This is a genomic window from Hymenobacter swuensis DY53 (assembly GCF_000576555.1).
Taxonomy (GTDB): Bacteria; Bacteroidota; Bacteroidia; order Cytophagales; family Hymenobacteraceae; genus Hymenobacter; species Hymenobacter swuensis.
In genome coordinates this window covers 4,124,306-4,146,118 of record NZ_CP007145.1, presented here as the reverse complement: position 1 = coordinate 4,146,118, position 21,813 = coordinate 4,124,306, and the positions used below count along the sequence as shown (strand labels likewise).

Annotated in this window: 18 protein-coding genes; 12 read left to right on the top strand and 6 right to left on the bottom strand. The window is 57.6% G+C overall.

Features of this window, described 5'->3' with window-relative positions:
* Positions 1-155: 155 nt before the first annotated feature.
* The gene (locus HSW_RS19235) at positions 156-1,553 is read right to left on the bottom strand and encodes a PQQ-dependent sugar dehydrogenase (RefSeq protein ID WP_052346627.1); all 1,398 of its coding nucleotides are present in this window, start codon (positions 1,551-1,553) and stop codon (positions 156-158) included.
* A gap of 123 nt (positions 1,554-1,676) precedes the next feature.
* On the opposite strand from HSW_RS19235, the gene HSW_RS19230 reads away from it, so the two are divergent.
* From HSW_RS19230 to HSW_RS19205, 5 genes are all read left to right on the top strand, one after another.
* Positions 1,677-2,111 (top strand): GNAT family N-acetyltransferase, encoded by a 435-nt coding sequence (locus tag HSW_RS19230; RefSeq protein ID WP_044003336.1) that lies wholly within the window; start codon positions 1,677-1,679, stop codon positions 2,109-2,111.
* 144 nt (positions 2,112-2,255) lie between these two features.
* A complete protein-coding gene (locus tag HSW_RS19225) occupies positions 2,256-2,906 on the top strand; it encodes an HD domain-containing protein (protein ID WP_155833062.1) in 651 nt (216 codons plus the stop codon).
* A gap of 628 nt (positions 2,907-3,534) precedes the next feature.
* Positions 3,535-5,991 carry a S9 family peptidase gene (locus HSW_RS19215; RefSeq protein WP_044003333.1) on the top strand — a complete coding sequence of 819 codons (2,457 nt, stop codon included), beginning with the start codon at positions 3,535-3,537 and terminating at the stop codon, positions 5,989-5,991.
* Entirely contained in the window at positions 5,981-7,261 is a 1,281-nt protein-coding gene (locus tag HSW_RS19210) for a hypothetical protein (protein WP_044003332.1), read from the top strand. The genes HSW_RS19215 and HSW_RS19210 overlap by 11 nt, the downstream gene beginning before the upstream one ends.
* Before the next feature lie 80 nt (positions 7,262-7,341).
* Complete coding sequence (locus HSW_RS19205) at positions 7,342-8,259, top strand: hypothetical protein (protein ID WP_044003330.1); 918 nt, start codon at positions 7,342-7,344, stop codon at positions 8,257-8,259.
* Positions 8,260-8,370: 111 nt separating this feature from the next.
* Here the strand turns inward: HSW_RS19205 and HSW_RS19200 are convergent, their stop codons facing one another.
* Positions 8,371-9,189, bottom strand: a complete 819-nt coding sequence (locus tag HSW_RS19200) for a phosphatase PAP2 family protein (protein WP_044003328.1) — start codon at positions 9,187-9,189, stop codon at positions 8,371-8,373.
* A 214-nt stretch (positions 9,190-9,403) separates the two neighbouring features.
* On the opposite strand from HSW_RS19200, the gene metK reads away from it, so the two are divergent.
* Entirely contained in the window at positions 9,404-10,666 is a 1,263-nt protein-coding gene (gene metK / locus HSW_RS19195) for a methionine adenosyltransferase (RefSeq protein ID WP_044003327.1), read from the top strand.
* 72 nt (positions 10,667-10,738) lie between these two features.
* Here metK and hpf read toward each other — a convergent pair whose 3' ends face one another.
* The 4 genes from hpf to HSW_RS19175 form a co-directional block, all read right to left on the bottom strand.
* A complete protein-coding gene (gene hpf / locus HSW_RS19190; RefSeq protein ID WP_044003325.1) occupies positions 10,739-11,038 on the bottom strand; it encodes a ribosome hibernation-promoting factor, HPF/YfiA family in 300 nt (99 codons plus the stop codon).
* A gap of 35 nt (positions 11,039-11,073) precedes the next feature.
* Positions 11,074-11,961: a tyrosine-type recombinase/integrase gene (locus HSW_RS19185; protein WP_044003324.1), complete on the bottom strand. Its 888-nt coding sequence runs from the start codon at positions 11,959-11,961 to the stop codon at positions 11,074-11,076.
* Between the two features lie 155 nt (positions 11,962-12,116).
* Positions 12,117-12,317 carry a 30S ribosomal protein S21 gene (gene rpsU, locus HSW_RS19180; protein WP_044003323.1) on the bottom strand — a complete coding sequence of 67 codons (201 nt, stop codon included), beginning with the start codon at positions 12,315-12,317 and terminating at the stop codon, positions 12,117-12,119.
* A 158-nt stretch (positions 12,318-12,475) separates the two neighbouring features.
* Complete coding sequence (locus HSW_RS19175) at positions 12,476-13,615, bottom strand: acyl-CoA dehydrogenase (protein WP_044003322.1); 1,140 nt, start codon at positions 13,613-13,615, stop codon at positions 12,476-12,478.
* Positions 13,616-13,867: 252 nt separating this feature from the next.
* On the opposite strand from HSW_RS19175, the gene HSW_RS19170 reads away from it, so the two are divergent.
* From HSW_RS19170 to HSW_RS19145, 6 genes are all read left to right on the top strand, one after another.
* Positions 13,868-14,806 carry a polysaccharide biosynthesis/export family protein gene (locus HSW_RS19170; RefSeq protein WP_071883144.1) on the top strand — a complete coding sequence of 313 codons (939 nt, stop codon included), beginning with the start codon at positions 13,868-13,870 and terminating at the stop codon, positions 14,804-14,806.
* Between the two features lie 51 nt (positions 14,807-14,857).
* On the top strand, positions 14,858-17,308 hold the full coding sequence (locus tag HSW_RS19165) for a polysaccharide biosynthesis tyrosine autokinase (RefSeq protein WP_044003321.1): 2,451 nt from the start codon (positions 14,858-14,860) through the stop codon (positions 17,306-17,308).
* An 18-nt stretch (positions 17,309-17,326) separates the two neighbouring features.
* Positions 17,327-18,085: a tyrosine-protein phosphatase gene (locus HSW_RS19160; RefSeq protein ID WP_044003320.1), complete on the top strand. Its 759-nt coding sequence runs from the start codon at positions 17,327-17,329 to the stop codon at positions 18,083-18,085.
* 31 nt (positions 18,086-18,116) lie between these two features.
* A complete protein-coding gene (locus HSW_RS19155) occupies positions 18,117-19,109 on the top strand; it encodes an NAD-dependent epimerase/dehydratase family protein (protein ID WP_044003318.1) in 993 nt (330 codons plus the stop codon).
* A 208-nt stretch (positions 19,110-19,317) separates the two neighbouring features.
* Entirely contained in the window at positions 19,318-20,715 is a 1,398-nt protein-coding gene (locus HSW_RS19150; RefSeq protein WP_044003316.1) for a tetratricopeptide repeat protein, read from the top strand.
* Positions 20,716-20,929: 214 nt separating this feature from the next.
* Entirely contained in the window at positions 20,930-21,763 is an 834-nt protein-coding gene (locus tag HSW_RS19145) for a phosphosulfolactate synthase (protein ID WP_044005142.1), read from the top strand.
* Positions 21,764-21,813: the final 50 nt, after the last annotated feature.

Here is a 21,813-nt window from a genome sequence, read left to right as displayed (position 1 = left end):
TGTGGTGGTAATCAAATTGAAGCAGGAAAGATGCTTCGATAGGCGGACGCCGGACAAAGCGCGACACTCACTTGGGCAACGTCAGCACGCGAGATTCCTCGCAGGCCCGGAATGACGTTCTGCTTTTCCCAACTCCTACCCTCTTATCCTATCAACTACTCCACCACAAACCGCTGCACGTTATTCTGGCTGCTGATGGAGTAGAGGCCAGGTTTCAGCCCTTCTAGCGGCACCTGCACGGTGCGCTGACCGACACTGAAGTGGGCCGTACGCACCACCCGGCCCAGGGCATCGTGCACTTCGGCGGGTGTGCTCTGGCTGACGGCAGTGGCCAGCTGCAGGGTGAGCGACGTGCGGGCCGGGTTGGGCCATAGGCTGAGTTGGCCGGTCCGGGCCTTGGCGGTGCTGGTGAACAGCCGGTTTTCGAGTACCAGAATCTGGTCGTCGTTGGTGCCGGGGGTGGCGCGGCCGTCGCGGTTGCTGGTGCCCACATACACCTTGCCCTGCGGTGACACGCAGATGGAGCGCAGCCGCCCGAAGGTAGTCAGCACCGTAGTGCTGGTGCTGGCGGTAGTGCCGGCCGCGTCCAGCGGAATCTGGGTGATGCGGTTGCCGCGCAGCACGGCCGCCAGCAGGCTGTTGCGCCAGCCCGGAATGGCGGGGTGGTCGTAGTAGGTGAGGCCGGCCACGCCTACGGTGGGGGCCCAGGTGAAAATCGGCTCCCGCACGTTGTTGGACGTGCAGAACGCCTGCTCGGCCGCCAAGTTGCAGAGGCCCTCCACGGTGGGCCAGCCGTAATTGCGGTTCGGCTCGATGATGTTCACTTCGTCCTCCGCGTTTTCACCGTGCTCCGAGCTGTAGAGGCGGCCGTTGCCGGCACGCACCAGCCCCTGTGGGTTGCGGTGCCCGAAGCTATACACCGGGCTGCCCGCCACCGGGTTGTCGGCCGGAATCGTGCCGTCGAGGTTCAGACGCAGGATTTTGCCGTTGAGTGAGGCGCGGTCCTGGGCCGCGGGCCGGTTCTGGGCGTCGCCGGTGGTCATGAGCAGTGTGCGGTCGGGCAGAATAGTGAGGCGGGAGCCGCTGTGGGTGCTCACCGCGTCAATATCGCCCAGCAGTACCAGCGGGCTACCGAGCGCGCCGTTGGCGTAGGTGAGGCGCACAAGCTTTTCTCGGTACTGGCCGGCCGCGTTGTTGTAGTTATACACCACGTACACGTAGGGCGAAGTCGTAAGCAGATCAGGGTGCAGGGCCATGCCCAGCAGGCCGCCTTCCGAGGACGTAACCACATCGGTAAGCGTGACGAGGGGCGTTACCTGCCCGGTAGCAGGATCAACCCGACTGATCCGGCCGCCGCGTTCCGTCATCCAGATGACATTATCCGGACCCCATACCAGCTCCCACGGCACCTGCAGGCCGGTAGTCAGGGCTGAAACGGTGACGGTAGTGCCGCCCACCGGAAAGGTGGTAAGAACCGGGGCCGTCTGGGCCCGTACGAGGAAAGGAGCCGCCAGAAAAAAAGTGCCGGCCAGCAGGGAGTGAAGGTGTTTCATAGTCAGTGGGTTGATAGAATGGAAGCGTACAAGGCTAACGTAGTTACGCCAATTTTGGATTAGAAACCATGCGGGTTTGCGGCGGCTTTTCGTTCTTGTTCGTCGCCACCCGTCTTTTCGCTCATGTTCACCGTCAGCACCGACCCCGCCCGCCTCGATATTGCGCTGATTCACCACTACCTGGCGCACGACTCCTACTGGGCACTGAATATTCCGCTCGAAACCGTGCAGCGCGCCATTGCCCACTCGCTCAACTTCGGCCTCTACGCCCCTGATGGCCGCCAGGCCGGTTTTGCCCGCGTGGTCACGGATAAGGCTACCTTTGCCTGGCTCTGCGACGTATTCGTGCTGCCCGAGTTCCGGGGCCGGGGCCTGAGCAAGCAGCTGATGCAGGAAGTGTGGAGTCATCCTGAGTTACAGGGCCTGCGCCGCCATCTGCTGGCTACCCTCGATGCCCATGGCCTGTACCGGCCGTTCGGCTTTCAGGAGCTGGCCGCACCGGAACGGTACCTGGAAGTGCGCCGCCCCAACCCCTACGGCGCGCCCACGGCCAATTAAGCCGCTGCCGTACCACAAATACCGGCTGTGACTGCAACCTTTTGCCGGTTTACGGCCTTACCAAATGACATCTGTCAGTCTAATTCTGCCAGTTTGCCGGCCTCCGCTGGTTGAGCGTATTTGCCCCGATCTGTTTTCCGCCCGATGGTTACGACTACTACCTTAGCTGCCCGCTGGCAGCGTCTCACGACGCCTATACTTTCCGATAAAGCGTTGCAGTCGGCTACCTACAAGCAGCTGGAAGCGGCCTACGGCGGCTCCGACCGACACTACCACGCTCTGCCTCACATCCGGGCGCTGCTGGATGCGGTGGAGCACCACGGCGTACTGGTGCAGGACCGGGAGGTGGTGGAACTGGCCATCTGGTTTCATGATGTGGTGTACAGCCCTCGCCGCTCCGATAACGAAACCCGCAGCGCGGCCCAGGCTCTGGAGTTTCTGCAGTACACCAACCTCTCGGTGGCGCGGCAGCAGCGCGTGGCCTTCCTCATCGAGCGCACTCAGGACCACACCCAGCCCCAGCCCGCCGACCCGGACCTGCACTTCTTCCTCGATGCCGACCTGCAGATTCTGGGTGCTACCGAGTCGGATTACTGGCAGTATGCCCGGCAAGTGCGCCAGGAGTACCGCCTCATCCCCGACTTCCTCTACCGCCGGGGCCGCCGCCAAGTACTCGAAAAGCTGCTTAATACACCGCTACTCTACCACACCGCCGCCTTCCGTGACCGGCTCGCCGCCCCCCCCCGCCGCAACCTCCAAGCCGAACTGAAGGCGTGGGCCAATGGGGGCGTGTGATTGTTTTGCTGTTATACAAGGCTTTTATGTAATCAGCGTTCCTCGCTAGCGGGCGTGTCAAGAGCGATTTGGATTAATGGAAGGAACGTAGATAGTGTTGTGTGGAGTCGGAGACTATCAGGGATTGGAGTTGCACGTAACCACTGACCTGCTGGTTTTTGAGGGAGGATACACGGTGGAGCTCTACTTGATACCAGCCGTTCGTCACCTCATACCGGATTCGTACGGTGTCACCTCCGGATAAGTGCTGAATAATTTGGGAGGGATGCTGCCTACCTGGGAAAGAAAGTAAGTCAGTGCCTTCCCGGCGCACGGTGGCAAAATTGTGTATTTTGCTTGAGTCCGGCGGAAAGAATTTAGGATAGTATAAGACGGCCATTATCAGTGAGTTGATCAGCACCGTCCAACTTGCTAGGACCAGTAAATTGATCTTTGGCTGGCCATTGTGAAACGTGATAGGAGCAAACTTGAAAGCCACAGATTTAAAAATAAACGACCAGACAGAACCAAGTATATTTTAACGTGAAGGTAGAGAGGAAGGTAATGCATCAGTGTGAACCCTCCCTTGCTTACGATGATTCATTGCCCGGCAACGCGTAAGTTGCGGTACTGCAACCACCCTGCCGCTATGCCCAAACCCATACACCTGTTGCTGCCCGTAGGAGCCTTCCTGCTGGGCCTTTCTACCACCAACGCCCAGCAACTCGGCCCGCTTACCGTCGAGAAAATAATGCGCGACCCGGCCCAGTGGCTGGGCAGCTCGCCCGGCAATGTGCAGTGGACCGAAGATGGCAAGACTATCTACTTCAACTGGAACCCCGAAAAAGCCCGCCGCGACTCGCTGTATCGCCTCGCGCCCCAGGGCGGCACCCCGCGCAAAGTAAGCCTGCGGGAGCAGCAGACCTTGCCCGCCAGCAGCGGCGAGTACGACCAGCGCTACACCCGCAAAGTGTACGAGAAGGACGGCGACATTTACCTGCTCGACCTCAAAACCCAGCGCGTGCGCCGCGTCACGAATACCGCCGAGCGGGAAACCGACCCCGGTTTTGCCTTGCAGGAACGCGCCGTGAGCTACACGCGCGGCGGCAACCTGTTCACCTGGGACCCCGTCACCGGCGAAACCGTGCAGCGCACCGATTTTCGCCGTGGTCCACGTCCGGCTTCGGCTGAACCCACCGACAAAGGCGAAAAGTATCTGAAAGCTCAGCAGCTGGCCTTGTTTGAAGTACTGCGCGGCAAGGAGCAGGACACCAAAGCCCGGCAGCGCCAGCAGAAAGCCCTGGCCCGGCTGCGCCCCAAGGCCATCTATTTAGGGACGCAAACCGTGCGCAACCTGCGCCTTTCGCCCGATGGCCACTACATAACCTACACGCTCACCCAGGAGCCCTCCAGCGAAAAGGTAGCCCTGGTGCCCAACTTCGTGACGGCCTCCGGCTTCACTGAGGACATCAACACCCGCACCAAAGTAGGGGCCGCCCAAACCGCCTACCAGCTGGGTCTCTACGACGTGGGCCGCGACACCACCTTCGTGCTGGGCTACAAAGATCTGAAGGGCCTCGACGAGCAGCCCGCCTACCGCAAGGAGTACCAGCTGCAGGCCAAGTCCCCCGTGCCGGCCGATACCAGCAAAGCCGCCAGAAAGGAGAAGCCCGCCACCGAGCTGCGCCGCGTGGTGCCCTACGGCCCGTTCTGGTCCGATAACGGCCAGCAGGCGTTCCTCGTCATCCGCAGTGCCGACAACAAGGACCGGTGGATTGTGGCGCTGGACCCCGCTACCCAGCAAATTAGGCTCCTAGACCGCCAGCACGACGACGCCTGGATCAATGGCCCCGGCATCGGCTACGACGAGGGCAACGTGGGCTGGCTGCCCGACTCGCGCCGCATCTGGTTCCAGAGTGAGGAAAGCGGCTATTCCCATCTGTACACTGTCGATGTTACCTCGGGTCAGAAAAAGGCCCTGACCAGCGGGAAGTTCGAGGTGCAGCGGGCCCAGCTGAGCCGGGACCGGAAGACGTGGTACCTTACGGCCAACAAAACCCACCCCGGCGAGCAGCATTTCTACCGTATGCCCGCCGAGGGCGGCCCCCTCACCCAGATTACCACCCAGCCCGGCGGCTACGAGGTCAGCGTCTCGCCCGATGAAAAGACCCTGGCCGTGCGTTACAGCACTAGCAACCAGCCCTGGGAGCTGTACGTGATGGACAATAAGCCCGGGGCCAAGATGCGCCGCCTCACCCACAGCACCACCCCGGAGTTCGAAAGCTACCCCTGGCGCGCCCCCGAAGTTATCAGCTACAAGGCCCAGGATGGGGCCGACGTGTACGCCCGCCTCTACCGCCCGGCCATCGGGCAGCCCCAGGGCCCGGCCGTGATATTCGTACACGGGGCCGGCTACCTGCAGAATGCGCACAAGTGGTGGAGCACCTACTTCCGCGAGTACATGTTTCATAACCTGCTGGCTGATAAGGGCTACACGGTGCTGGATATCGACTACCGCGGCTCCAGCGGCTACGGCCGCGACGTGCGCACCGGCATTTACCGCTACATGGGTGGCAAGGACCTGCAGGACCAGGTAGACGGGGCCAAACTGCTGGCTGAGAAGTACGACGTGAGCCCCCAGCGCATTGGGATTTACGGCGGCAGCTACGGCGGCTTTATCACCCTGATGGCCATGTTCACCCAGCCCGAAACATTCAGGGCCGGGGCCGCTTTGCGCTCCGTGACCGACTGGGCCCACTACAACCACGGCTACACCGACAACATCCTCAACGAGCCCTACAACGACAGCCTGGCTTACGCCCGCTCCTCGCCCATCAACTACGCCAACGGCCTGAAAGGGGCCCTGCTCATGTGCCACGGCATGGTGGATACCAACGTGCACTTCCAGGACATTGTGCGCCTGTCGCAGCGGCTCATCGAGCTGAAAAAGGAGAACTGGGAGTTGGCCGTGTATCCGGTAGAGGACCACGGCTTTGTGGAGCCGTCCTCCTGGACCGACGAGTACCGGCGCATTCTTAAGCTGTTCGAGACTAACCTGCGCAACGTGCCGCCCGCTGGCCGCGCCGCTGGTAGCAGTGGCAACTAAGGCTGAGGGCGGAAACTGGTCGGGCTGGCTGCGCCGGATAGCGGCCTGCACGCTGCTTATTCTGGTGGCTACGGGCTCGTTCTGGTTTTCGCCCGCCCCACTCACCGACGACGAATACTGCGGCACTTACCTGCACCTGGGCCCGCACGCCGGCTTCACGGCCAACTGCGACGGGTTTGTGTACATGGAAGACGCCCGCCACCCGGCCCATCTGCTGGAGCCGGGCGAGGTGCGCCAGTCGCGGCCGTTGTTTATTCTGCTGGGCACGGTGGTGGGCTACCCGGCTACCTGGGCAGTGCAGGGGCTGCAACGTGCCGGGCTGCTGCCGGAGCAGGTGATGCAGAAGCTTCCTGGGAAATATCAGCCGTTGCTGGGCTTCTACATCGGCTACGTGCTGCTGAACTACGCGGTGCTGCTGGCAGCGCTGTTGCTGTTCCGGCACCTGTACTACCGGCTCACGTCTGGGCAGGGGAGGCGTTGGGTGCTGGCGGCCCTGTTGGTTTTTCTGGTGTCGAATCAGATTACCAAAGCCTTTTTCTGGACGGTGCATCAACAAATGTTCACCTTTCTGGTGCCGCTGTTGCTGCTGTACGTTCTACTGCAGTTGCGTGAATCACCGCAGTGGCGGGCGCGGCTGCCGGGCCTGGCCGTGCTGGGGGGGCTGCTGGCCCTGGTATACGGCAGCTTCGTGCTGGGGCTGCCGGTGCTGTTATACGAAGCGTGGCGGCAGCAAAAAGCGAAATCAGGTGCGGTCCTGGCTGTGCGCCTTGCGCTGCTAATCGGTCTGTTCGCCTTGCCCACAATCCTCTGGATCGGCCTGTTAAAACTGCGCGGCGTTGCGTACTACAACCACGAAGCTGAAGCCTACGGTCAGCTGGTGTGGCTCCGGGCCAGCTGGCAGCAGCCCTTGCCTGCGTTTCTGAAATTGGCTACCCACAATCTCCGGCGCTTTCTCCAGACCCTCCCGGCTGTCGGTCCGTTTCTGGTGGTCGCGCTGGGACTGACAGGCTGGTTACGGGTGCAGCGCCCGACGCAGTCAGGGCATCCGCTGCCCCAACTGGGAGCCTTACTCCTGCTACAGTTGGTGTTTCTGGCGTTGCTGGGGTATTACAAAGAGCGACTCACCTTCACGCTGGTGCCGTTGCTCCTGCTGGTACTGGCCATAGTGCTGGCGCGGTTGCCGGCCCAACGGTCTACCGGGTGGGCTGTGGGCATGGCGGCGCTGGGGTGGCACCTATGGCAGGTGCTGCGATACGGCCCGTTCTCCTGAGTGAAATATAGCCGTGTGGCGTTGTGTAGTATGCGCCAAACGTCTAGGTTTGAGCGTTTATATCCTTTTCCTGATTTTCTATGACTGACTTGTACTATCAACCCTCCGGACGTTTCACGGTAAGCGGAATTCTGGGCCTGCTGGGAGTGGGGGCATTGGTTGCCGTGCCTTTAGCCTTGCTGTATGTATATGCCGTGTGGTATATTCCGTTCATCTACGTCAATTTCGCCGTTACGCTGGGTTTCGGCTTTGGCCTGGGGTGGACGCTGAAAAAGATGGTGCGGGCCGGTAAGCTGCGCAACCCCAGGCTGGTAGGCTGGCTGAGCGTAGCTATTGGGGTGTGGGCCTGGTACGTGCAGTGGTGCGTGTACATCGCCCTGCTGGCCGGAGCCGGCGAAACCGAAAGTCTGGGCAGTCGGGCTTCCTTTACCCACACTACCTTTCAGGAAGACGTATTTCTGGGCTCTCTGCTAAACCCGGGTGCTGTATTCAGCGTGTTACCCGGCCTGGCTGAAGACGGTACCTGGAGTATTTTCAGCGTTACCGTTAGCGGATTTTTCCTCTACCTGATTTGGCTGATTGAGTTTCTGATTATCGTATTCCTGGCTTGGATGCTGCCCCACAGTGAGGCCGGAGTACCTTTTTCGGAACTGGCCGATGAGTGGGCTGAGAAAACCACGCTGCCCCAGCGTGCCATCCACTTCATCGATGCCGCCGCTACCAAAGCCGCCCTTGAAGCTGCCGACTGGAACCATCTTCAAGTGCGCCTTCAGGATGAAGATACGGCTCTGGCCCCGTTTAGCCGCCTACATTTCTACCGGGCTCCCTCCGACCCCGAATGCTGCTACCTCTCCCTCGAAAACGTGACGATTGAGCTGGATAAAAACGGCAAGTCCTCCGAAAAAACTGCTGATGTGGTGGAATACCTGCGCGTGCCGCCTCGTGTCTGTACAGAGCTTCACACCCGCTTTGGAACTGAGATAAAAGTGCAAGCCTAAAAACGAGCTATTGCTCTGCTATACACGAACTGCCCGCTTACGTTACTGTTGAGGTAGCGTAAGCGGGCAGTTTGCGTATCGTTTAGGGGTATTTAAAAAAAAGGTGAGGCGCTACAGCTGCTTTGTTAGCGAGAGGCCACTGTACGCGTGTCCGTTCATGTTCACGCCCTGCACCGGCAGCACGCTCAGGCCGTTGGACTTCTTGTGCAGCTGGGGCACCACAATGCCGGCCGTAGCACCCACCACATAGCCCACAATGTTATCGGAAAGGAAGTGCTTACCAGCCTTGAGACGGGTATAGCCCTCCACCGCCGGTACTACCGCCGCCGCCGTCCAGACGAAAGGCTGCAGCTTGGAATCAGGATGGAAATCGTGGTATACCTTGGCCGCGAAAAACGTAGCCGCAGCCGTATGCGCCGTGTGTCCGGCGAAAAACGAGTTGGTGGAAATCTTACTGTTCCGGTCACCGCCGCCCTGCGTCCCGTACAGGAAGGGCCGGTAGCGGGTAATGGTCCCCACGCTCATCGTGAAGGTGGCGTCGGCGGCCAGCATTGTTTGCAGATACAGCCCCAGTACCTGCCCGTAACGCCCGCGTACGTCAGCATCCAGGGCCAGCAGGGCCGGCGCAACCACCAACGACGGATACACAATCAAGTCCCCGGCCGTCTGGGCCTTGTCGCTGTAATAACCCGCCGAGAACCGGTCGAACTTGGGAATGTCGTTTTTGTTGAGGGCCGCCAGTTGGGCATCGGTCAGCCCCTCTTTCTGCTGTACCAGCAATAGCCCTGTGACACTGAGCGCCCCCAGACCGGCCGTAACCGGAGCATCAATGGCAAAGCGCGTTTTGTAGGGGGAAGGAGCCTTTTGCGCCTGCCCGGGCAGGCTGGCGGTAAGGCAAAGTCCGAGGCTAAAGAGGAGCGGTTTTTTCATGCTGGGTCTGAGAAAAGCGTAGGTCAAAGGATGCTGCCCTAAACGCAGGCCACCGGTGGGGGTTGAAATCAGCTATGAATTTCCCCGCCGGCAAGTGGCAATCAGCATCGTAGTAACCGCCGGAAAACTTGTAGCTTTGCGGCCCTGCCCACGCTAGCTGTTGGGGCAGGGCAGGGGCTGCCGGCCCCTTGCGTACTCCTACATTTTCAAGCTGATGCCCTACCTGTTCACCTCCGAATCTGTTTCGGAAGGCCACCCTGATAAAGTAGCCGACCAGATTTCCGACGCCATCCTCGACGAATATCTGCGTCAGGACCCCACCGCTAAGGTGGCTTGCGAAACGTTGGTCACCACCGACTTCGCTCTGGTAGCCGGGGAAATCAAATCGACGGCGCACGTAGATGCCGAGCCCATCATCCGGGAGGTAATTCGCCGCATCGGCTACAACAAGCCGGAGTACCTGTTCAACGCCGATACCTGCGAGGTGATGAATCGCCTGCACGAGCAGTCGGCCGATATCAACCAGGGCGTGGAGCGTGCCGTGGCGGAGGACCAGGGTGCCGGTGACCAGGGTATGATGTTCGGGTACGCCACCAAGGAAACCGATAACTATATGCCCCTGGCCCTCGACCTCTCGCACCGGTTGCTGCGCGAGTTGTCGGCCATCCGCAAGGCCGGTCAGGAAATGACCTACCTGCGCCCCGATGCCAAAAGCCAGGTAACCATTCGCTACGCCGATGACAACACGCCTGAGGCTATCGAAACCATCGTGGTCAGCACCCAGCACGATGAGTTTGATGCCAGCGAGGAGACGATGCTGGCCCAGATTAAGGAGGACATCATCAACATCCTGATTCCACGCGTAAAGGCCCAACTCGGCCCGGAGGTGCAGCAACTCTTCACCACCGATATCAAGCACCACATCAACCCCACCGGCAAGTTCGTCATCGGTGGCCCTCACGGCGACTCCGGCCTCACCGGCCGCAAAATCATCGTGGATACCTATGGCGGCAAAGGTGCCCACGGTGGCGGCGCCTTCTCCGGCAAGGATTCTTCCAAGGTTGACCGCTCGGCCGCTTACGCCGCCCGCCACATCGCCAAAAACCTAGTGGCCGCCGGCGTCGCCGACCAAGTGCTGGTGCAGGTAGCCTACGCTATTGGGGTAGCGCAGCCTGTGGGTGTGTTTGTAACCACCTACGGTACTACTAAAGCTGTGGGCAGCACCGGCGAAAAGCTCACCGACGGCCAGATTGCCGAAAAAGTGCAGCACCTCTTCGATCTGCGTCCGTATGCTATTGTGCAGCGCTTGGGCCTGCAGAACCCCATCTTCGCCGAGTCAGCCGCGTATGGCCACATGGGCCGCGAGGCTGGTACCAAGCAGGTGCAGGACGCGCAGGGCAACACTCGCACGGTAGAAACCTTCACCTGGGAAAAGCTCGACTACGTTGATAAAATCAAAGCCGAGTTCGGTCTATAAACTATAGGCAACTATAAAAAAAGCCCCGCCTGATTTTGTCAGGCGGGGCTTTTTTTATAGGGTGTCACGAACTCAGTGGCTCACCAGCTTTTCTTTGTGCTTGCTGATCTGGCGGCGCAGACTGTCAACAGCTTCATCAGCAGCAGCTTCAAAAGAAGCCGCATCTTCTTGGGCAAATAGTGTGGTGCCGGGGACGTGCACCTTAATTTCCACCGTCTTATTGGCTACACCGTCCTTGTTATTGAGGCGCATAATTACTTCGCCTTCAGTCACGCGGTCATAGAAGGTTTCGAGTTTATCGAGGCGCTTCTGGATGAAGTCGAGCAGTTTCTGGTCGGCGTCAAAATGCACCGATTGCATCTGTACTTTCATCGGGTCGTGGGGTTAAGGGTAAGAGAAGGAACAAATCAGGCCTTCGGATGGGCCTTTTCAAATACGGATTTCAACTTGTCAATACTCAGGTGCGTGTACACCTGCGTGGCCGCTAGGTTGGCGTGCCCGAGCAGCTCTTTAATAGCGTTCAAGTCAGCACCTTTACTCAGTAAGTGCGTGGCAAACGAGTGTCGCAGTACGTGCGGGTGCTGCTGTCCTGAGGCAGTAGTTATCTGGCTCAGATAGTGCTTTACGGTGCGGTACACGAACTTTTCATAGAGCGGCTCTCCTTTATCCGTAACGAGGAGCACCTGTTGGGCGTTGCTTCCGGCAACAAATTCCCGTTGCTGATGAGCTATATAGCGTTCCAGTACTATTAGCAGGGTAGGGTTCAGGGGAACCACGCGCTGCTTGTTGCCTTTGCCGGTCACGCGCACCGTGCGGCCCGGTAAGCTCAGGTCGTCGTGCCCGATACCAATGAGTTCCGACAAGCGTATGCCGGTTCCATACAGCAGTTCCAGGATCAACTGGTCGCGCACGCCCGGAAAGGTGTCCGGAAAATCGAAGGAGTTGAGCAGGCCGTTCAGCGAGTCCTCTGGAACAAAGTCGGGTAGCTTCTTGGCTACTTTGGGCGAGGTAATGCGCAGCATCGGGTTTTTGGCAATAGCGCCGGTGCTGAGCAAGTACTTGTAGTAAGAGCGCAGGCAGGCAATTTTGCGGTTTACCGTGCGCGGGTCGCGGTGCTGCTGCATCAACTCCACCACCCAGGAGCGGATAAGCAAATGGTCGGCCCGGGCGGGTTCAGTCAGTTCATAAGTAGTTTTCAGGTAGTCTGAAAACTGCCGTAAATCAGTCTGGTAAGAAACCACGGTGTGCGGGCTGTAGCGCCGTTCAAACCGCAGGTAGTCAAAAAACAATTCCATACGAAAGGGCCAGCTTCTGCGGGCCGAAAACCCAATGTATGGAATTCAACGCAGGAAAAAAACAGAACAATAAGAACGCGAAAAAACCGGTCGATTCGCGCCAGAGCGGCAAATTGACCGGTTTTTTCGTCCTTACCGGCAGTTAAGCGAGTAGGTTACGCCTCAACGGCATCAGGGCCATACGTCGCCAGCTTGTAGATAGCTTTCTGCTTCTGCTTGCGGTTGGTAATGGAAGGCTTCTGGAAGAACGTGCGGCGACGCAGCTCCTTCAGAACGCCCGTGCGCTCAAATTTCTTTTTGAAGCGCTTCAGCGCACGGTCAACCGACTCGTTTTCTTTGATTTGGACGATGATCATATCTTCAGTGAACTAGGAACCCCAATCTGGATGGGCCGCAAAGATAACCATTGATTTGGAAGATTTGAAAATGATTCCCGTGTTTTTCCATCATCGGCAGGCCGATAGACAGCAACTACTCAGGCGAATCGGCCTCAAAACTGCGTAATCCGTGATTCTTATTTGAGAATGGTACGTGCAATAACCAGCTTCTGAATTTCGGAAGTGCCTTCCCCGATGGTGCACAGCTTGGCATCACGGTAGAATTTCTCAGCCGGATAGTCCTTCGTGTAACCGTAGCCCCCAAAGATCTGCACGCCTTCATTGGCCACCCGCACCGATACTTCCGAGGCGTACAGCTTCGCCATGGCCGACTCGCGGTTCACATTCAGGCCCCGGTCTTTCATATCGGCGGCACGATAAGTGAGCAGCGAGGCCGCTTCAATTTCCGTGGCCATATCGGCCAGCTTGAAGCTGATGCCTTGGAAGTTGCTGATGGGCTGGTTGAACTGGTACCGCTCCTTGGAGTATTGTAGGGCTGCTTCGTACGCGCCCTGCGCAATACCGAGGCTCAGGGCTGCAATGCTGATGCGGCCACCGTCGAGCACCTTCAACGACTGTACAAAGCCGTCACCGACCTTGCCAATTACGTTTTCCTTGGGAATGCGGCAGTCCGTGAAAATCAATTCGGTTGTCTCGGAGGCGCGCATGCCCAACTTGTTTTCTTTGCGGCCGGCTTCAAAACCAGGCGTGCCGCGCTCCACGATGAAAGCCGTCATGCCGTGGGAGTCGCCAACTTCGCCGGTACGGGCAATAACTACCGCTACGTTGCCGGTTTTGCCGTGGGTGATAAAGTTCTTAGCGCCATTGAGTACGTAATGGTCCCCGTCGAGCACTGCTACAGTGCGCATGTTGCCAGCGTCGGAACCCGTGTTGGGCTCCGTCAGGCCCCAAGCCCCGATCCACTCGCCGGAAGCCAGCTTCGGCAGGTACTTGTGCTTCTGTTCCTCGGAGGCGTGCTGCAGAATATGACCGGTGCAAAGTGAGTTGTGGGCGGCCATGCTCAGGCCAATGCTGCCGTCGATTTTGGCTAGTTCAGCAATGGCTGTCACATACTCCACGTAACCGAAACCTGCGCCGCCGTATTCTTGGGGCACCAGCACGCCCATCAGGCCCAACTCGCCGAGTTTATGAAATACGTCCTTGGGAAACTCCTGGGTTTCATCCCACTCCATCATGTGGGGTTTGATGTGTTGCGCACCGAAGTCGCGCACCATCTGGGCAATCATTGTCTGGTTTTCAGTGGCTACCAGTTCCATAACGGGTGGGGTGGGAAGGTGGGAAGTGAACATCAAACAGGTATACACTATACCTGCCGAGGTCAGATTTGGGTCCGCGAAAGTACGATTTTACGGTTGCACAAGCCAGTACAGGATTAGGGCTTACGGACTGCCGATTTTGATAGGGCCGGCTAATTCGGTTTCTTTGATGGTTTTTAGGCAAAAACTGCTCACCAAAGAGAAGAATTTTGCCGTTGCTTCTGAATCTGACCCCGGTACAAGCCGGTTTGCATGCAAAAATTACTTCTTCACCGTTTTCTGAGTCTGTGGCTGCTATGCGCACCACTTGCTTTGTTCCTGGGCTCCTGCAGCGCGAGCCGGATTCAACAACAGAACATTCTGTTCCGAACCGACGGGGCCGGCCGCATTGATACGGCCCGGCTGCGTGACGTAGTGAACCGGGCGGAGCGCAACTACCTGATTCAGCCCAACGACTACTTAGAAGTGCACGTCTATACCAACAACGGGGAGCGAATTCTGGACCCCAATGGGGAACTGCAGTTTGGCAGCCCTAGTGGCACAACGGGTGGGGCCAGCGGAATTAACCGCCAGACAACGGGTACTACGGGCCGTAGTAGTGCCGTGGGTTCCGGGGCTCGGGGTGGTAGCGGACAAAGTTCTGAGTTTCTGGTGCAGCACGACGGAGTGGTGAAACTGCCGCTGGTCAATTACCAGCGTGTAGCCGGCCTGACTTTGCTGCAAGCCGACAGCCTGCTGCAGGTGAAATACACCGAGTTTTATAAGGATGTATTCGTGACTACCCGCATTTCCAACAATCGCATCATTGTGATGGGAGCTACGGCTGGCGGGGCCGGGCAGGTCATTCCGATGACCAACGATAACATGAACCTGTTGGAAGTGCTGGCGGCGGCTGGGGGCATTGACGGTGCCGCCGCAGGTACCAGTGGACAAAGCCGCGTAGGTCGCGCCGATAACATCCGCCTGATTCGGGGGAGCCTCAAGAATCCGCAGGTGCAGATTATCGACCTGACAACTATTGACGGTATGCGTCGGGCCAACCTGCAGGTGGAACCTAATGATATCGTTTATGTTGAGCCCATCCGACGGCCTTTCTACGAGAGTCTGCAGGAAATTACACCGCTGTTCACCCTGATTGGTACGCTGTCGGCTCTGGCTAGCACGGTGTTTATCATCTCCCAGATCAGGTAAGCCGCGTGGGTTGCCTTTCCTTATTACATTTCAGACATTAACCAGCGCTACATGGCGGCGAAAGAAGACGCTGAACTAGAAGAGCTCATCCGTAACGCAGGGGCTGAACCGGAAGAAGAGGAAGAAGGCGGTAGTCTTGATCTGACCACGCTGCTCATGGTAGCTCGCAAGAGCCTGCCTTGGATGCTGCTGCTGATTGTACTGGGCGTGACGGCATCGTGGCTGTTTCTGCGCTATACGCCCCCGCTGTACAAGGCAGCTTCTACTCTGAAAATTGATGAAAAGTCGGAAGCCGGCGTCCTGTTGGGCGACATCGGGCAGGCCGCTGAACAGAAGCAGACCCTAAACAAGTTGTCCGGTGAGATTGAACTGATCAAGTCTGACATCATCTACCGGCGCCTGAAGGACTCGCTGGCACTGGATGTGAACTATTACGTGCAGGGTACCGTGTTGGAATCGGAACTGTACAATCTTTCGCCGATTCGGGTAGAGTATAAGGCTGGAAAAGGTGCCCTGTTCAACCAGAAAATAGGGTTTCAGTTGTTGGAAAACGACCGTTTTCGGCTGCAGTTGCCCAATGGTGGCACGGAAACCGGCGAGTTGAGCTATGGCCAGCCCATAGAAGCAGCTGGGTTTACGCTGCAAGTATATAAAACGCCACAGCATGCCAATGCTGATCCGGAGGCCAACTATTCATTCGTCATTAATGACGATGGTACAGTAAATGGCTATCTGAATCAGAACCTAGCGGTAGAAATCGTGAATCCGGATGCCAGCACTATCAGCATCGCCTTCACCGACCATAACCCGGTGAAGGCACGGGATATTGTCAATAAGATTGACTCCGTGTACCTAGTGGAAAAGCTGTTGCGTAAGCAGGAAACGATGGCACGCGCTACCAACTACATTGACAAGCAGATTGATATCAACGACAACAAACTGGGTCAGGCAGAATCCAATATGCAGGATTTTGTGAGGCGTAGCCGGGTATTTGATGTGAAGTCAGAAGCCAGTTTGGTTACCAATCAACTTACCGCGCAGGAGTTAGAGCAGGAACAGCTACAGGAACAGGCGGATATGCTGGCTGAACTGGCGCGCCTGATAGAACAGGAGCGGCTGACAGACCGTGAGGATGGTGACGTATTTCAAACCATTCCGGCACTAAGCACCATAAAGGACGGACAGCTGACACAACGAATTATCGAGTTGAGTGATTTGCAACTGGACTTGAGCCAGTTGCTGAAATCCTACCAGGAAACGACCACCGCAGTAAAGCTGCGCCGTTCGGAAATTGCCAACGTCAAGTCTATTATCCGGGAGTTATTGCGCAAAAACCAGCAGTTGGTACGGCGGCAGTTGGCTAAAATGGCGGAGAAAAAAGCCGACCTGGAAGCCAAGCTGGGCGGTTTACCAGAGAAGCAGACCGAGCAAGCTCGCTTGGCCCGACCCCTGGGATTGTACGAAAAGTACAATATGCTGATGATGGATAAGAAGATTGAATATGGTATTTCGATGGCCGGCATAACGGCCGATTTCCAGATTCTTTCGCCGGCTACGGTGCCGTCCGTGCCCATTTCGCCCGTGAAGCTAATGGTATATGCCATTGGTCTGGCCGCTGGTATTGTGCTGGGTCTGGGCCTGATTGCGGTGCGGTACCTGATGCATAATACCGTGACCAACATCCGGGAACTGGAGCGCAATACCAGTGCCTCCGTGCTGGGCGTGATTCCGACCTACGATAAGGAGAAGATGGCGGTGTCGAAGCTGGTGGTGGACCGTAACCCCAAATCAGCCATTTCGGAGTCCATCCGCTCTATCCGCACAAACCTGGAGTTCATTTCCACTTCCAAAAAGAAACGGTTGATTTCCATTACTTCCACTATCAGTGGTGAGGGAAAAACCTTTGTTACCGTAAACCTGGCTGGCATTATTGCGGCGTCAGATCAACGGGTGGTGATTCTGGATCTGGATATGCGTAAGCCCAAAGTGAATTTGGCCTTTGATGCAGAGAACGTGCAGGGCGTAAGCACTATTCTGATTGAGAAGCATACTTGGCAGGAGTGCATTCAGCACACTAGCATTCCAACGCTCGACTTCATCTCGGCCGGCCCTACGCCTCCCAATCCCTCCGAACTTATCCTGAGCGCCCGATTTGATGAGCTGATTAAAAGCCTGCATGAGCAGTACGATGTAGTCATAATTGACACGCCACCGGTGGGTCTGGTGACGGATGGCATCCTGATTATGCGTAAAGCCGATGTGCCGATTTACATTGTGCGGGCCAACTATTCCAAAAAGTCGTTCCTGAAAAATATTAACAAGCTGATCCGGGCCAACGGCTTCACCAAGCTGACCACCATTCTGAACGACGCCCAGACTACAGGTGGATATGGCTACGGCTATGGGTATGGCTACGGCTACGGCTACGGCCAAGGCTACTACGAAGACCCGGGAGTTGCCCCTAAAGGCTTGTTGAGCCGACTGCGTAAGCGGTTTTCCTAAGCAGCGGCAACGGCACGTATGTCCTTTCTTCAGAAACTGTTTGGTCGGGCTGCGGCTCCGGAAACACCATCGTTGGCGGTGTTGGGCGTTGATATGCACTCCCACTTGCTGCCAGGCTTGGATGATGGGGCCGAAACGCTGGAACAGTCGCTGGAGCTGCTGCGCGGGCTGCGGGAACTGGGCTACCATAAGCTGGTAATGACCCCCCATGTAATGGGCGACTTTTACCGCAACACGCCCGAAGGTATCCGGAATGCGCTGGCGGCGTTACGTCAGGCCGCTGCCCAGGCTGGCCTCGGCGACGTGCAGCTGGAATGTGCCGCCGAGTACTATCTGGATGAAAGTTTTGCCGCCCGCTTGGAGCGCAATGAGGAGCTACTGAGTTTTGGCGGAACACAACGGTTGGTACTGATAGAAACGTCTTATATCAACGAGCCTTTCAACCTCACCGAAACCGTGTTCAAGCTGAAAGCGGCCGGTTACCAGCCAGTGCTGGCCCATCCGGAACGGTATACCTACCTCTACGGCCGCTTCGAGGATCTGGTACGAATTCGGGAAGAGGGCGTGCTGCTGCAGGTAAATCTGAACTCCCTGATTGGCTATTATTCGGCCGGAGCCAAGCGGGTAGCGGAAAAGCTGATTGACGCCGGCCTGGTTGATCTGCTGGGTACCGATGCCCACAATCTTAAGCATCTGGAAAATATCCGGACGAAAGTGCTGGCGAGCAGCTACCTATCCAAAGCCTTGGCTCTGCCTCTTCTGAATACTAGTCTGTAACGCCGGCCAAAAGCCGCAACTCCTTACCCGTATGATTTTTGTTACCGGCGGCAGCGGTTTGGTGGGGAGCTTCATGGTAGCTGCGCTGGTGGCCCGGGGGCTGCCGGTCCGGGCGTTGTACCGGCAGCAGATTCCCCAAATTTCGGCGGCCGAAGCGGTAGAGTGGATACAGGGAGATATTCGGGATGTACTAGGCCTGCGGGACGCGCTGGAGGGCGTAACGCACGTATTTCATTGCGCCGGACTGGTTTCCTATGCCCCCCAGGACGAAGAAGAACTGTTGCGGGTGAATATGGAAGGCGTCGCTAACCTGGTGGATGCGTGCCTGGAACGGCCGGGTATTCGGCTGGGCTTCGTGTCCTCGGTGGCCGCCTTGGGTAGCGGGCCGGCTCCCGCTGAAACGGAATTGCCAACTACTGGCCCGCTACTGGTAGATGAGCAGGCCAAATGGGACCTGGGGGCTGCCCACAATGCCTATGCTACCTCCAAATACCTGGGCGAGCTGGAAGTATGGCGGGGCGTTTCGGAAGGCCTGCAGGCCGTGATGGTCAACCCCTCCGTTATCCTGGGGCCAGCCAACTGGGACCGGAGCAGCACGCGCCTGTTTCGATACGCGTACGATGAGCACTGGTTTTACACGCCGGGGCGCGTTAACGTGGTGGATGTGCGGGATGTGGTGACAACGCTCATTCGGCTTACCTTGGATACCAGCCGCACAGGTGAGCGGTATGTGCTGAGCGCGGGCAGCCTGCCGCTGCGGGAGTTTCTGGCGCAGGCGGCCACCTGTTTCGGCAAGCGCCCGCCCACCACGGCCGTGCCCGACTGGGCCGCCGAAACTATCTGGCGTCTGGAGCATGTTCGCTCTTTGCTGACAGGAGCCCGCCCGCTCATCACCAAAGACACTGCCCGCGCCGGCCGTCGGCCTACCGAGTACCAGGCCGATAAAATTCGGCGGGAGTTGGGCTGGGAGTTCCGACCTTTGCCGGAAACTATCCGGTGGTGTTGTCAGGAGTTGGTGAAATAGTGCGTGTACTGTTCTGCTTGCATCTGGTACGTCGACAGAACAGCAAACTCGCTATTTTCTCCACTCACTATTTCACCATCTCACTGCTTCCGCGTCCGGTGTGGTTGTTGTATATTAAGGGCAGGGCTGTTTTCTGAGGAGAAGATCTGCCTGCTCACCCAGGAGGCTGCCGTTTTGGCGGCCTCGTGCTGATTGTAGCCGCATGAGAATGAACGAGAATTTTGACGACCGGGACGAAGTGCTGGCAACCGTGCGCCGGTTTGAGGACATGGTAGCCCACAACGAGCCGGTGTTTTTTGATTTGGCCGATTTTGAAAATATCATCGACCATTATACGTCCAACACGCAGTACGAAAAAGCCTTACAAGCCTGTGAGGCCGCCATTGCGCAATATCCTTTCAGTACCGAACTACTTATTGACCGCTCGCAGGTACTGGCCATGAAGGGCGAATACGCTGCCGCCAGCACCCAGATTGAGGACGTGGCGCACCTCGACCCCGACAACCCCGATGTGGCCGTAACGCGCGGCATCATTGCCACCCAGAAGGGCGAGTTTGCCGAGGCGGTGGCGTATTTCCAGCAGGCTGCTGAGCGCACCGAGGACCGGGATGATATCTTTTTCAACCTTGGCCTAGCCTACCAGAGCTGGCAGAAGTTCAAAAGCGCTGCCAAGTATTACAAGCAAAGCCTGCGCCTGAACCCCGACAACGATATTGCGGTGCAGGAACTGCTCTATTGTCTGGAAGTGAGCGAGCGGCTGGAAAAGAACCTGGAGTTCTTCCGCCGCTTCACCGATGAGGATCCGTACTCGGCTATTGCGTGGTACAACCTGGGACAGGCCTACCTACGCGCCAACCAGCTCGATGACGCCGTTAGTGCTTTTGATTACGCCCTGCTGATTGACAGCAAGCTCTACGAGGCTCACGGCTACCTGGCCAGCACCTACGTAAGCATGGAGCGGTACCGCGCGGCCATTAGCGAGTTTGAGTTGAGCTATCCGGAAGGCGAGCCTTCTGCCGAGGCCCTGTGCAACATTGGAGAGTGTCATGAAAAACTGGCGGAGTGGGATCTGGCCCGTCGGTTCTACCAGCGGGCTATTGACCTGAATCCGGAAATGGATGAAGCATGGTTCGGTATCGGCATCGTGATGAACGCGCAGGAAAAGTACTTTGAAGCCATTCATTTCTTTCGGAAGGCTGTGGGCCTGTACGCAGAAAGCGTGGAATACTGGCTGGCCCTGGCCGCCGCCGAATTCCAGATTGGCAACGTGGTATCGGCCATTGAGGCCTACGAAAAAGCTTCCGAGGTCGGCCCTGAGAATAAGGACGTGTGGCTGAACTGGAGTATCCTGCTGTATGAGCAGGGAAACTTCGATGGGGCCATTGATTTAATGCGCAATGCCGTGGAAATCCAGCCGATGGAAGCCGAACTGCACTACAGATTATGCGCGTACCTGTTGGCTGCCGGCCGTTACAGGGAAGCGTATCAGTGCCTGGAAAACGCCTTGGTGCTGGATTTCGATAAGCATCGGCTGCTGTTCGACTACTTCCCGGAGCTGGAGTCGCAGAAGGCCCTGGCCCGCCTGATTGACCAGTACCGGAAGTAGAGAAAGTGTAAGAGGAAAAGGAAAAAGTCAACGTGCACATCAAGCCCGATACTTCGAGCTGACGTGTGCACGTTGACTTTTCCTTTTTCCTCTTACACTTCCCAAAGACCCACTTACAGAATTCGGGCGTACTTTTACGGCCGTTGTTTTTTCGATGAAGTTTCCGGCAGCCTCTGCGTGGTCGGGTCCTGCAAATTCCAAGCCTTTCCTGTATATGAATTACACCCTCAACCAACTGCCCGAGCGCACCCTCAAACCGCGTGAGCAAGGCTTTACCATGGTCATGGATAAAGGCCTGAGCGTCCGCGAAGTGGAAGACTTCCTGGAGGTCGGCGCCGAGTATACTGACATTGTGAAGCTCGGGTGGGCCACGTCGTACGTGAACCCAAACCTGAAACGCAAGCTGGCCGTGTATAAGGAGGCGGGTATTCCGGTGTACTTCGGCGGTACGTTGTTTGAGGCCTTCATCATCCGCAACCAGTTCGACGATTACCGTCGGCTGCTCGACCAGTTCGGGATGGAGTACGTGGAAGTTTCGGATGGCTCCTTGGACCTGAACCACGATAAAAAGCTGGAATTCATCCGCACTTTATCGAAAGATGTGAAGGTGCTGAGCGAAGTGGGCTCCAAGGACGCGGAGAAGATCATTCCGCCCTACAAGTGGATTTCGCAGATGAAAACGGAGCTGGAAGCCGGTGCCGTGAAGGTGATTGGCGAAGCCCGGGAGGCCGGCAATGTGGGCCTGTTCCGGAGCACCGGGGAGGTGCGCTCGGGGTTGGTAGAGGAAATTCTGACCCAGATTCCGTTCGAGAAAATCATCTGGGAAGCTCCGCAGAAGGCGCAGCAGGTGTGGTTCATCAAGCTGCTGGGGCCGAACGTGAACTTGGGCAACATTGCGCCCAACGAAATCATCAGCCTCGAAACTATCCGCCTGGGCCTGCGCGGCGACACGTTCCTGGACTTCCTCGACCTTGACAACGTGGACGAGATGTTCAAGCCCGAGCCTAAAGCAGCCGGCCGCCCCGGTACCTCCATGCCGCGCGGGTAGTAGTTTGCAGCAAGAGCATTGAGCCGCTAACCCCAACAGCCAGAAATCAG

Excerpts from the sequence above, each read along its gene's own strand:
- hpf (WP_044003325.1), bottom strand. The coding sequence starts at position 11,038 with ATGAAAGTACAGATGCAATCGGTGCATTTTGACGCCGACCAGAAACTG.
- HSW_RS19175 (WP_044003322.1), bottom strand. The coding sequence starts at position 13,615 with ATGGAACTGGTAGCCACTGAAAACCAGACAATGATTGCCCAGATGGTG.
- HSW_RS19230 (WP_044003336.1), top strand. The coding sequence starts at position 1,677 with ATGTTCACCGTCAGCACCGACCCCGCCCGCCTCGATATTGCGCTGATT.
- HSW_RS19235 (WP_052346627.1), bottom strand. The coding sequence starts at position 1,553 with ATGAAACACCTTCACTCCCTGCTGGCCGGCACTTTTTTTCTGGCGGCT.
- rpsU (WP_044003323.1), bottom strand. The coding sequence starts at position 12,317 with ATGATCATCGTCCAAATCAAAGAAAACGAGTCGGTTGACCGTGCGCTG.
- HSW_RS19170 (WP_071883144.1), top strand. The coding sequence starts at position 13,868 with ATGCAAAAATTACTTCTTCACCGTTTTCTGAGTCTGTGGCTGCTATGC.
- metK (WP_044003327.1), top strand. The coding sequence starts at position 9,404 with ATGCCCTACCTGTTCACCTCCGAATCTGTTTCGGAAGGCCACCCTGAT.
- HSW_RS19200 (WP_044003328.1), bottom strand. The coding sequence starts at position 9,189 with ATGAAAAAACCGCTCCTCTTTAGCCTCGGACTTTGCCTTACCGCCAGC.
- HSW_RS19205 (WP_044003330.1), top strand. The coding sequence starts at position 7,342 with ATGACTGACTTGTACTATCAACCCTCCGGACGTTTCACGGTAAGCGGA.
- HSW_RS19185 (WP_044003324.1), bottom strand. The coding sequence starts at position 11,961 with ATGGAATTGTTTTTTGACTACCTGCGGTTTGAACGGCGCTACAGCCCG.
- HSW_RS19155 (WP_044003318.1), top strand. The coding sequence starts at position 18,117 with ATGATTTTTGTTACCGGCGGCAGCGGTTTGGTGGGGAGCTTCATGGTA.
- HSW_RS19160 (WP_044003320.1), top strand. The coding sequence starts at position 17,327 with ATGTCCTTTCTTCAGAAACTGTTTGGTCGGGCTGCGGCTCCGGAAACA.
- HSW_RS19145 (WP_044005142.1), top strand. The coding sequence starts at position 20,930 with ATGAATTACACCCTCAACCAACTGCCCGAGCGCACCCTCAAACCGCGT.
- HSW_RS19150 (WP_044003316.1), top strand. The coding sequence starts at position 19,318 with ATGAACGAGAATTTTGACGACCGGGACGAAGTGCTGGCAACCGTGCGC.
- HSW_RS19215 (WP_044003333.1), top strand. The coding sequence starts at position 3,535 with ATGCCCAAACCCATACACCTGTTGCTGCCCGTAGGAGCCTTCCTGCTG.
- HSW_RS19225 (WP_155833062.1), top strand. The coding sequence starts at position 2,256 with ATGGTTACGACTACTACCTTAGCTGCCCGCTGGCAGCGTCTCACGACG.
- HSW_RS19165 (WP_044003321.1), top strand. The coding sequence starts at position 14,858 with ATGGCGGCGAAAGAAGACGCTGAACTAGAAGAGCTCATCCGTAACGCA.